General features: G+C 63.4%; 10 protein-coding genes. 6 read left to right on the top strand and 4 right to left on the bottom strand.

The window, feature by feature from the left end; all coding sequences use genetic code 11:
* Positions 1-470 precede the first annotated feature (470 nt).
* Entirely contained in the window at positions 471-1133 is a 663-nt protein-coding gene (locus VGZ23_05515) for a TetR/AcrR family transcriptional regulator (protein ID HEV2357053.1), read from the bottom strand.
* A gap of 378 nt (positions 1134-1511) precedes the next feature.
* Here VGZ23_05515 and VGZ23_05520 point away from each other — a divergent pair, with 378 nt between their 5' ends.
* Positions 1512-2231, top strand: coding sequence for a hypothetical protein (locus tag VGZ23_05520; GenBank protein HEV2357054.1), 720 nt, complete (start codon positions 1512-1514; stop codon positions 2229-2231).
* A 159-nt stretch (positions 2232-2390) separates the two neighbouring features.
* Positions 2391-2891, top strand: coding sequence for a hypothetical protein (locus tag VGZ23_05525; GenBank protein ID HEV2357055.1), 501 nt, complete (start codon positions 2391-2393; stop codon positions 2889-2891).
* Between the two features lie 346 nt (positions 2892-3237).
* On the opposite strand, the gene VGZ23_05530 is transcribed toward VGZ23_05525, so the two are convergent.
* From VGZ23_05530 to VGZ23_05540, 3 genes are all read right to left on the bottom strand, one after another.
* Positions 3238-3843, bottom strand: a complete 606-nt coding sequence (locus VGZ23_05530; GenBank protein ID HEV2357056.1) for a hypothetical protein — start codon at positions 3841-3843, stop codon at positions 3238-3240.
* A 2104-nt stretch (positions 3844-5947) separates the two neighbouring features.
* Positions 5948-6172 (bottom strand): hypothetical protein, encoded by a 225-nt coding sequence (locus VGZ23_05535; GenBank protein HEV2357057.1) that lies wholly within the window; start codon positions 6170-6172, stop codon positions 5948-5950.
* Between the two features lie 742 nt (positions 6173-6914).
* Positions 6915-8399 (bottom strand): PLP-dependent aminotransferase family protein, encoded by a 1485-nt coding sequence (locus tag VGZ23_05540; protein ID HEV2357058.1) that lies wholly within the window; start codon positions 8397-8399, stop codon positions 6915-6917.
* Positions 8400-8556: 157 nt separating this feature from the next.
* Here VGZ23_05540 and VGZ23_05545 point away from each other — a divergent pair, with 157 nt between their 5' ends.
* The 4 genes from VGZ23_05545 to VGZ23_05560 form a co-directional block, all read left to right on the top strand.
* A complete protein-coding gene (locus VGZ23_05545) occupies positions 8557-8895 on the top strand; it encodes a hypothetical protein (protein ID HEV2357059.1) in 339 nt (112 codons plus the stop codon).
* A gap of 50 nt (positions 8896-8945) precedes the next feature.
* Positions 8946-9863, top strand: coding sequence for an NADP-dependent oxidoreductase (locus VGZ23_05550; GenBank protein ID HEV2357060.1), 918 nt, complete (start codon positions 8946-8948; stop codon positions 9861-9863).
* A gap of 49 nt (positions 9864-9912) precedes the next feature.
* Positions 9913-10770, top strand: coding sequence for a patatin-like phospholipase family protein (locus VGZ23_05555; GenBank protein ID HEV2357061.1), 858 nt, complete (start codon positions 9913-9915; stop codon positions 10768-10770).
* 271 nt (positions 10771-11041) lie between these two features.
* Positions 11042-11484 (top strand): isoprenylcysteine carboxylmethyltransferase family protein (locus tag VGZ23_05560; GenBank protein HEV2357062.1); only part of this gene is annotated, 443 nt, incomplete at its 3' end.

An 11484-nucleotide genomic window follows, 5' to 3' on the forward strand; every position in this document is an offset into this window, starting at 1 on the left:
TGCTCGAAGAAGCGTATCTGGAGCGGAGGTTCGGCGACGCCTACCGCGCGTACAAGGCCCGGGTGCGGCGCTGGGTCTAACCTGGGTCTCGCGATCCTGTCGCGCCCCAACCTCAACGCGGGATCTCCGGCCGCCCAAGGAAATGGCCATCTATCCCGGTCGTCCTAGGGGTCATGGGGCCCGAAATGACCAAATATCCCCGGGCAAAATGGCCAACTACGATCAAATCCTACAATAGTAATAGTAGTAGGAGAGTAAGAATAATAGTATCCAGAAATGTGAGGAGTAGGATTCGATTCTTCTCGGCGCCGCCTGAACAAGTTCGCCAAACCTGCACCATACGTGAGTCAGGGCCCAGTTTGGACGCCGGTTCGCAATGACGGTGCGATTTGATATCTCCATGCCGGGCCTTCACTTCAACCGTGTCTTCTCGGGACACGTGTCATTGTTTGCACCTCCGATGACATCCACTAGACAACGCCCTGCGGGGGATCATTCGGTTCGGGATAAAGCTTCAGAAAAGCAGTGGTGGCGCAGCGTGCGCGTCGCGCGATGTCACGAGGCGTCGGCCGATCGGCAACGCCGAGCATTAGGCTGACCATCAAGTTGCCCCACAGCAACCCGGCGAACTGCTCTGCCATTTCAGCAGGATGGCCGGCCAGAAGCCCGACCGACCGGGCCTGAGCCATAATTTTCCGCACGATGGCGCGGCTCGTCTCGCGTCCGATTGAATCGAGCACTCGTGCGATCTCGGGCGCCCGAACCGCCTCTGCGATCGCGACCCGGAAGACACCAATGACCGCGGGGTCGCTGATCTCCCGTAGGAGTTGCGTTCCGAGCGAAGCCAGCACGTGGGCGAGGGACTCCCGGTTGCGCGGCACAGACAGATCAGCGGGTACTCGCAGCCGGTTGGCGCGCTCGCTGATACATGCGGCGAGCATCTCCTTCTTATTGCCGACCAGCGCGTAGAGCTCTCGTTTGGACACACGCGCGCGCCTTGCGATCTCGCGCGTGCTTGTGTCCGCATAACCACCCTCCATGAACGCCGAGAAGGCCGCGTCGAGAATGCGCCCGCGGATTGAAGTTTCGCCATCGCCCTGGCATCGCTGCTTCGATGTCGATCTCGTCTTCATACAATTTCCCCCCTTGACATGGTACCGGTGAGTACCCTATATTCCAGTATATGGTACCGCACGGTACCATTCAAGGTTGGGTACAGGGAGGCGGCGATATGGCGGATCAACCGGTTCTCGTCACTGGAGCGTCGGCGGCCGGCAAGGCAAGACCGGACGACACGTGTCGGAGATGCTGCTGGCGTGCTCGGCGCCGTGATCTTCGAGGGCGACTTCCTCGATATCAATTCGGTGCGACGTGCCGCGGTGGGAGTCTCATCAATCTACTTTGCCTACCCGGTCCAGGACGGGTTGCTGGACGCGATAGTAGCGACGCGGTTAAGCGGTTAAATTGAAAGTCGGACTCGCAGCGCATGGCATCGTTTGGAGGATCGAACAGTGACGCTTATTCTCATCCAGGTCATCCTGCAGTCGATCTCGTCGACACTTTACTGGGTAGGTTTCTATGTCGGTATCCGCACCCTCCCCAGAGATGAGTCGCGACAGCGACTCTGGATCATCTCTTCAGCAATCGTGTTCGGAGCGTGGCTGTTTGCGATCGTGCTGTTGGCCTCGCAGAACGTCTTCCGCAACGATGTCTGGCCCCCCCGAATCCCCTTGACGCTCATCGCGACGCTTGCCATCGGATACCTCTTCCTTCTCTCGCAAACATTCCGCGGCATCATTGCCGGTATCCCCCAGCATTGGCTGATCGGCATACAAACGTTCAGAATCCTCGGCGGGGTCTTCCTGGTTCGGTATATTCAGGGCCAACTGCCAGGCGTATTTGCGATTCCTGCTGGCATCGGAGACGTCCTGACCGGGGTTCTGGCGCCGCTGGTCGCGTACTGGTGGTATGCGGGTAAGCCCTATGCTCGCGGCGCTGCGATAGCCTGGAACCTCTTCGGCGTGGCCGATCTCGTCAACGCCTTCGCGCTCGGCGCGCTCACGGGTGGCGGCATCGTGTTCCCCACCGTCCTCATCCCAGTCTACGCGGTGCCGCGAGAGCTCCTCACCCACTCCTACTCCCTCATCGGTCTGCTTCGCAACAACTCGCGGCAGCCCAAGCGCACCGGGTCACTGCACAACGGACTCGAGGCCCGAACTGTGTCACCATGAAGACGCTCTCAACTGTCCGCGCTCAAGGCCGCCAACAGTGAGTTCGCGTCCCGACCCACCCGTTCGGCTTATCGGATTTGCAGGTTCAAATACAGATTTTCTGCCGTGACGAGAATATCCATCTTTCCCCATATCATCTCATGCGAGGAGGAGGGTCAAATGTCGCCGCAAATCATCTTCCAACTGCATCTCGTTTTAGGCTACGTCGCGTGGCTGCTTTGCTTCGGCGCCTACTTCTGGCCCAGGCTCAAGGCAATGGACCGGGTTGAAGCGCAACGCGCCATCGCCACTCTGCACAGCTTCCGCTTCTTCGGGCTCGTCTTTATCCTTCCCGGAGTCATCGGCCCGAATCTGCCCGCTGGTTTCGCTGAGTTCGCCGCCTACGGCGACTTCGCAACAGGGATACTGGCCATCCTGGCACTTCTCTCAGTAAGGATACGTCCGCTCTTCACGCTCTTCGTCGTCACCTTCAATGTCGTTGGCGCGGTAGACATCATCGTCGACTATTATCATGGCACCCAGGTCGGCCTCCCCGCGCTCGCGGGGCAGTTGGGCGCCACCTACGCGATCCCGATCATCTACGTGCCTCTACTGATGATCACGCACATCGCCGCCTTCTATTTGCTGGCGCGTGCACCGGGTCGGCAAGCAGCGGGGTAGGACGATGCGGCAAACTGCGGCAGGGCAGCAAGGCCTTCTGGCGCAAACGGCGAGTCCGCCCGCATGTAATCTCGGCGCACGAGCCGTTGCACGTAGCGCCACTCAGTATCGGCCACGTGCAGGACCGTGCCGCGGATTGACCCTAAGCCAACCGGGAACGCACGAGTGTAGACCTCCACCCGTGCGTCCGCGACCCACTGGAGCAGACGGTGGCGGGCGAGCACAAGATAATCGAAAAAGTGTGCGAAGTCCACAATAGTGCGGCTTACGGCCATGACCTCACCACTTCCCCCAGGTCGCTGCATCCTGGCACGGGTAGTGCCAATACGCCTTTCACGAAAGTTATCTAGCGTGCGGGCTGAAACCCGAAGAAATGTTCCACGGCCATATCTTCGGGGATATCATCGCCGTGCGTCCCCTTCCCGGAGGCGGCATCCACATGGGTGCCATGGTCGGTCAACCACATGATCGCGCGATCGTAGGGGCGCCACCGAGTCGAGAAGGCGTCGGCGACAACGCGAAAGGCCTCCACGTGGTGCTCTGCCGCGCGGAGCGCCTCGGCACTCTCCGGCGTGGTTTGGTGCATCACGTCATCATACTCTTGCTGGTAGGCAACGATGACGTCGTGAATGCCCTCGGTCAGCAGGTTGAGCACGCGATCGGTAACCTCACGGTCGTAGCGTTCGGCGAAGTAGTCCACGTCTCGGCCGCGGAAGACCCTGTCCATGCTCGAGTCAGTGACCGCCACGATGGCGACGTTCTTCCGGGCACGGGTCAGAGCGTCGAACAGCGTGTCACCATGGAACGTCGGCCGAGGACTCACAGGCCGGATACCGTGGATCGCGGGGAGTGCCCCGGTGAACACGGAGGCCCAGCACACCGGCGTCTTCGGCGGAATTACGCTTTGCAGCCTCACGCGCAGCGGAGCTTGTGCCGCTACCTCGTCGAACATGGAGGGATACCTCTCAGGCAGCCACGCGCCGATCGCATCCGGGCAAAAGAGGAGGCACCGCTGGACGGGTCGGGCTCCTAACTGTGCTTGCCTCGCCTCGAGAACCTCCGGCAAGGCCTGGAAACCCGAGAGGCTTGGAGGCTCGATGCCAAGTAACGCACATACTGTAGGCGTAATTGCTGTGATGGCGGCCATCGACGGTCTCCCTTTGCCCAACGTAACGACAGGGCGATCGCGAGCGGCTCTTCCAGCAGCAGACGGGTGGTCCACCTCCACGGAGCGGGAGGAACTGCCTCGGCGCACGGCTCACGCGCAAGGAGCGCCTCGAGCATGGCGACGCGGGCAGGGTCGGTTCATCGAGTCCGATTGTCCGCCCGTGCACCGTCACGTACGTCTCCGGACCCGCGTGAGGACCGCGGAGACGCATGAACCCGCAATCCGTGACCGCAACGCTCCGCAGCCGGTCACCGTCCTTCTGGAACCCGACCGCGAATTGCTTACTTCGCGCCAGCCACAACGGAACAACGAGTCGTCCACCGTCCTTGAGTTGGGCGCGCCACGACGGCGATAGATCCGAGACGCCGACGGTGACCTCGATCCGGTCGTAAGGGGCATGCTCCGGCGCACCGAGCCAGCCATCGCCTGTGACTGTGCGAACGGCCGGGTGCCCCGCCACGTCGAGACGCTCCCGTGCCTCCCGAACGATTGCCTCGTCGATATCGATGGTCGTGACCTCGCCGTCGGATCCCGTCAGCGCCGACAGGAGGGCTGCGTTGTAGCCGGTCCCCGCCCCAACCTCGAGCACGCGGTGGCCCGTCTGCACGTCAAGCTGCTGCAGCATCGATGTCATGATCTCCGGCATGCTTGATGAGCTGATCGGATTTCCGTCGGATGCCCGGCGCGTGATCACTGCTTCGCCGCTGTAGATAGTCTCCAACGGCACGCTCGGAAGGAAATGGTCGCGGGCGACGGCGCGAAACGCCGCCTCGATTGGCCCTGCCGGAATTGCTCGCTGCTTGACGAGGCGCGTCACCATCTCGTCGTTCAGGGCGCCAAGTAGCGCTCGAAGGTACCGGACCTGGCCGGCGTGGTAGGCGTCATGAGCCGCCGTGTTGAGGATCAAGTTGACGACAGGCCAGCCGAGCTATCCGGCGGCGACCCGGACACGGCTCCCGCCGGCGACGACGTCTCCCATGACTTTCACCCCGGGCGGCAAACTCAGGGACCTCGTGGGTGCTCCTCGCCGGGCCGGGGACACATCGACGATGAAACGGAGTCCCAGCACCCGAGAAAGCCGCTGGAGCATCTCGATCGATGAGGTGTGTTCTCCGTTCTCGAGTCGCGCGACATGCGGCTGACGAACACCAAGGTGATGAGCGAGCTGCGTCTGAGTCAACCGATGCTTGGCGCGGTACTCCACGACCGCAATAGCCACGGCCCGGGCTAGGGCAGACTGCTCCCAACGAGCCCGAAACTCCGGGCGCTCAAGGTGCTTCGCAAGAACATCCTTCGCTCTGACAAGCGTCAGCTTTGTGGCCACGCTATCCTACCTCCTTAAGATCCTTCAGGCGCTTCTCAGCCGCCGCGACCGCACGCGTAAAGCCGCGGGCATCCACCTTAGATTCCGGACCAATGGCTGCAATTACCATTTTCGTACCAACCTGTCGATAGAACGCCCGCCAGCGGCTCCGCCCGGCTCGTGGGCGCAACTCGAACAGCGTGGCGGCTCCCCGCACCTTGCTCGCGTGTGGGAATGGGAGCTGCGCCCCGAGCGCTGCAAGTTTCTCAATCGCATGGTCCATCGCCTGTTGCTCCGCCGCGGGCAACGCATCGAGCTCCGCTCGTGCGCCCTGATGCAAGTACACTTCCACAAAAACAGTATATCACACATGGTATGCTGTTTGGTAAGGGCGTATGGCGCCAAAAGATCGAGTTACCGGGTTGTGCGCGGATGATCACACGCCCGATCTAACTCGTCGAGCCGCGGCCGTGAGTATGACGAGTTGTACTCCCAACCGCCTGACGGTTGCCGCCACATCGAGCGTTATCCCGACGTAGTTCTTGGGTTCGCGCGCCGTGAAACCCGCAGACGCCGATTACGGCGTCAAAGCGGGATGCTGCCCAGCGTGCACTGTCCAATGAATCGCTGAAACTCCGCGTTTGGCCCCCGTGAAGAGAGTCCGAGCCACTTTAGTTCCAACGCGAGCGTGGCACCCGCGAGATCGCGGGCGACTAGATCGAAATTGTTCTGTGTTCCGAACGCTTCGACCATCGTCCACCGCTTGAGCGCGCGCTCCTGAAGGGTCCGTTGGCCGCCGGCTAATGCCACCGACCTCTGGACGCTCACACGCGTCGCGGAGATGATCGCGCGCCTGTTTGGTGTACGGTACCATCCCTGTCATGTCTGGCGGCTTCTGCACAGCATGGACTGGAGTTGCCAGAAATCGGAGCGGCGCGCGTTGCAACGAGACGAAGGGGCGATCACGCGCTGGAAGCGGCACCGCTGGCCGCATATAAGAAAACGCCGCAAGGTGCGGCGCCCATCTCGTGTTCGTGGACGAATCGGGGTTCTTGCTCATCCCCAACGTCACCCGCACCTGGGCGCCCCGCGGCCGAACCCCCGTTGTCTATCACCTCTACAAACATGACCGCGCGTCGGCCATCACGGCCCTGGCGGTGTCTCCCCGGCGCAGGCGCATCGCGCTGTATCTTCAGTTCCGCCCCCGGGCGCTGGACGGATTGGATGTCCGGATCTTCCTCGTGTACCTGCTCCGCCACATCCGCGGCCCCACCACCCTCCTGTGGGATCAAGGCTCCATCCATCGCCGTCGAGGGGCCACGCTCTTTCTCCGGCAGCGCCTACGGGTGCAGGTGGAAGAATTTCCAAGCTACACCCCCGAACTCAACCCGGCGGAGTTCGTGTGGGCGCAGGGCGACCGCAGTTTGGCCAACAGCGCCCCTGTCGATCTGGTTGATCTGGGCCGGATGCTCTACAGGTCGTACCGGCGGATTCGGAGATCCCAGCGCTTGCTATGGTCCTGCATCTTTGCGTCCGATCTCCCGTGGACATGTCAAATCTGGTGTTCACCGCGGGCCCGACGACGACCGGCGTCGCGGGCGGTTTCGAGGGCAGCCACGAGGTCGATAACTCCGCGCCTGATTTCCCTCGCGTCCACTGCGGCAAACCCCAACTGCAGTCCCTCGCGATCGACAGGACCGCGGTGATAGCGGCTCAGCGGCGTGACTTCGACATCTCGGACCGCAGCAGCGGCCGCCGCCCCCTCGCCGTCGACCCCATCACACAACCACCCGGCGGTTTGCAATCCCGCCTCGATCGGTGAGATCTCCAGCAACCCCGCGAGATACTGCCGGCCGCTCGCCAACAGCACCGCCAACCGTTCCGCGTACAGCTCCCGCATGCGCCGGAGGTGCCGTCCAAAATGCCCCTCGGCGATGAACTCGTGCAGCACCGCCTGCTCGAGGAGCGGCGCGTGACGGCTGATCGCGGATTTCGCGGCCGCGAAGCGGTCCACCACGTCTGACGGAACGACGAGATATCCAAGACGAAGCGACGGAAACAACACCTTACTGAAGCTTCCGGCGAAGAACACCTGCCCCGCTCGATCAAGCCCGTGCAACGCCGGCACCGGACGTCCCGAGTAGCGGTACTCGCTATCGTAGTCGTCCTCGAAGATGAGCACGTCGAATTTTCCAGCCCACTCCAGCAGCTGAAGGCGCCGCGGCAGGCTCATCGTCATACCCAGTGGAAACTGATGCGCGGGAGTCACATAGACCAGCCGCGCGCCCCGTAGGCTCCGGTCGCGGACCAGCATGCCCTGATCGTCGAGGGGCACGAACGAGAGTCTCGCGCCGACGGATTCGAACGCGACGGCCGCGCCAGGGTACCCGGGGTTCTCCATGCCGACACGATCCCCCGGATTGAGAAAGAGCCGCGCCACCAGGTCGAGCGCTTCTTGGACTCCGGAGACGATCACGACCTGATCCGGCATGCATTGTACGCCGCGTGACATCCCGAGGTAGCGGGCCACGGCGGTCCGGAGTGGAGCGTAGCCGATAGGTTCGCATCCCATCAGGAGGCGCGATGACGAATGTCGCGCACAGCGCGCCATGATGCGGGCCCATACCCCGGCGGGAAACGCGTCCAACGCGGGGAGATTCGCTCGGAACGCCCGGGGAGGACGGACCTCGACACCCGAAAACAGCGTCACTCGACGGCCGTAGTCCGACACGCGCCGCCGCGCTCGTCGGAGCATCGGCGGACTCGGGCCGGTCTCCCCTCTCACCTGGAGCAACTCGTCGGGCAGGGTCTTGCTGACATACGTGCCGGAGCCCATCGCCCCGTCCACATAGCCCTCGGACTCCAACTGCTCGAAGGCATTGACGATCGTTCCTCGCGACAGCCCGTATTGCCGGGCCAAGTCACGCGTTGCGGGCAACCGCGTCCCAGGCCGCAGGCGGCCAGCCAGGATCTCGCCGCGCAGGGCCGCGTATAGCCAGCGGTAGGCCGGCACGCCGGGGTCCCGCGGCTGAAGCATCAATTCGTCAGCAGTCCCTCGTCGCGGCATAGAAGTGGTACAAACAGAATATCATAAATGGATCTTCTTGGATGATCCATTTTTGGTCTACCATGGGCCTTGCACGAATCGCGTCACGATGCGCAGCGATTCGAGATTCACGGGATGGTGACGGTGGATGACCACGACCAGGAACGCCCAGGGCCAGTACGATTCCCTCGCGTCGGCCCTTGTACGCAATGCGTCGGCTGTCAGAGGAACGATCTTTGGCAATCCGAGCCTCATGATCCACGGCAAGGTTTTCGCCGGTCGATTCGGCGAGGCGATGGTGTTCAAGCTCGGCGGCGTCGCGCGCACACGGGCGCTGGCGCTGGCCGGGGCGCGGCCGTTCGATCCGTTGAGAAGGGGCCGGCCGATGAAAGCGTGGGTGGAGGTTCCGAGCCGGCACGCAAGCCGGTGGCCCGTCTTCGCCCGCGCGGCGCTCCGGACTGTTCGCAAGAGAGGTACCGATTTATGATGGCGAGCGCGAGTTCAAACTCGAAGGCGACGACGCCGGTTGCGGCTGTCATGCGCGCGGTGCGGCTGCACGCGGCGGGCGATCCCGCACACCTCGTCTACGAGGAGCTCGAGACCCCGCGGCCCGGGCCCGGCGAAGCACTGGTGCGAGTGCACGCGGCCGCGATCACCCGCGACGAGCTCACCTGGCCCGTCGATCGTCTTCCCGCGGTCCCCTCATACGAGTTCTCGGGGGTCGTAGCTGCGGTCGGTCCTGCCGTCGATACCGTGGCAATCGGGGATGCCGTGTACGCGCTGAGCGGCTTCGACCGAAACGGCGCCGCCGCCGAATACACGGTCGCGCCGGCGATCGTCCTCGCCGCGAAGCCTGGAACACAGAATCACGTCGAGAGCGCGGCGATCCCACTGGCTGGGCTCAGCGCGTGGCAGGGCCTCTTCGAGCACGGCGGCCTTACGCAGGGGCAGCGGGTGCTGATCCACGGCGCGGCCGGGGGCGTTGGAAGCTTCGCGGTCCAACTGGCCCGCCTGCGCGGAGCCTACGTCATTGGGACCGCGTCCACCGCGAACGTCGATCGCGTACGCATACTCGGCGCCGAGGAGGTCATCGATCACACCCAGACGCGCTTCGAAGACGCCGTCGGACCTGTGGACGTCGTGTTCGACACGGTCGGCGGGGACAGGCTGCGGCGTTCGTTCGCTGTCGTCCGGGCCGGTGGCAGGATCGTCTCGGTCGCCGAGGAGCCGCCGGTGGAACGCGCCCAGGAGCGCGGAATCAGCGCTGCCTACTTTGTCGTCAAGCCCAACCGCGAGCAGTTGGCCGAACTGGCGAGCCTCGCAGACCGCGGGCAGCTACGATCGACAATCGATCGCGTCTTTCCGCTTGCCGCAGTCCGCGAGGCGTTCGAGCGTAGCCTCGGCCGCCATCGGTCTGGGAAGATCGTTCTCCGCGTCGCCAGCGATCAGGAATGAAGTTCCCGTGTGTTTCCCATCGGCCGTCCACCGGGAGGGAGGGGACGTGATGGTACGACGCGCCTTGGTCCTTGGGGCCGGAGGGCACGCCGCGAACGCCTGGGAACTCGGGGTGATCGTGGGCTTGGCCGACGCGGGCATTGACGTTCGCAATGCGGATCTGTTTGTAGGAACGTCCGCCGGATCCAGTGTTGCGGTCCAGATCACAAGCGGGCTGGCACTCGAGGAGTTGTTCCAGACCCAAGTCGATCCGAAGCTGCAGACGAAGGAGCCAGTCCCTGCGGTCGACTTCAGGCAATGGCGCGCCTCGTACGTGCACGCAAAGGAGGGGGCTGGCGGGACGATCGACATCCTGAAGCGGCTCGGATCGCTGGGCTTGGCAATGCCATCCGCATCTGAGTCCGAGCGCCGGAACATGATCGCCTCTCGTCTTCCGGTACGTACCTGGCCCGGGCAGAAAGTCCTGGTGGTTGCGGTCGATGCCGACAGCGGTGACCGGCGCGCCTTCGACCAAGCCAGCGGTGTCGACCTGATCGACGCGGTGACCGCCAGTAGCGCGGTACCGGGGATTTGGCCGCTCGTCACCATCGAAGGTCACCGCTACATGGACGGCGGGGTCTACTCGATCGACAATGCGGATCTGGCGGCCGGGTACGATCAAGTGCTTATCCTCACGCTCAGGGCCCGCGTCCCTCCGATTTGCGTAGTGTCGCTCGAGACCGCGATAGAGACGTTACGCGACGGCGGTGCGCGAGTCGAGGTGGTATTTCCAGACGACACGACCGAGGCGACATTCGCCTCGGTCGGTGGGAACGTGCTCGATCCTTCGGTTCGTGAAGGGGCCGCACGCGCCGGGCGCGAGCAAGGTCACGGGGCTGCAGTTCTTGCGGGCCCCTTGTGGCGGTGAACCAGTGCAACCCTAGGCACGGCGGTCGGGACGAGGCAGCTACCGCGAAGGTACCCCCAACGCCGACAATTATGGATTGGCGGCCATTAGGTAAGCGTTCTCATGTTGGCTCGTCTGATTGGACTGACCTCTGGACGAGCCCTGGGCCCATCAGTATCTCGTCCGTTGCCGCCTTCGTCGCGCGGCGAGCCTGCTTGCCGAGAACGACAAGACGATTAGCGATGTCGGTCTGGAAGTCGGGTTTGGTGATCTAACAATGAGGGTGATCCGAATGTCAAAGCACAGCGAGACCGTAGGAGCGCACCTTCCCGCGCCGCTCGTCTTCGTCGGCCTCTTCGTCGTCGGCCTTGGATTGCACGGGGTCCTCCCCCACGCGGAATTCGCCGGGACGGTGCGGGCGATCGGCTGGGGGATGGCGATCGTCGGGTTCGTCGGCGTCGGGCTGCCCGGGATTATCGCACTGCGCCGCGCCGGCACGAGTCCCAATCCGAACCGGCCCACAACCGCCTTGGTGGTCACCGGCCCGTACCGATTCACCCGGAATCCTCTCTACCTCTCGATGGCGTTTATCTACGCGGGGATCGCGCTCGCCGCGTCCCTCTTGGGTGCACTCGTGCTGCTACCGGTCGCCATGGTGATCGTCGATCGGAACGCCATGCTCGAAGAAGCGTATCTGGAGCGGAGGTTCGGCGACGCCTACCGCGCGTACAAGGC

Source organism: bacterium, assembly GCA_035945995.1.
Classification (GTDB): domain Bacteria; phylum Sysuimicrobiota; class Sysuimicrobiia; order Sysuimicrobiales; family Segetimicrobiaceae; genus DASSJF01.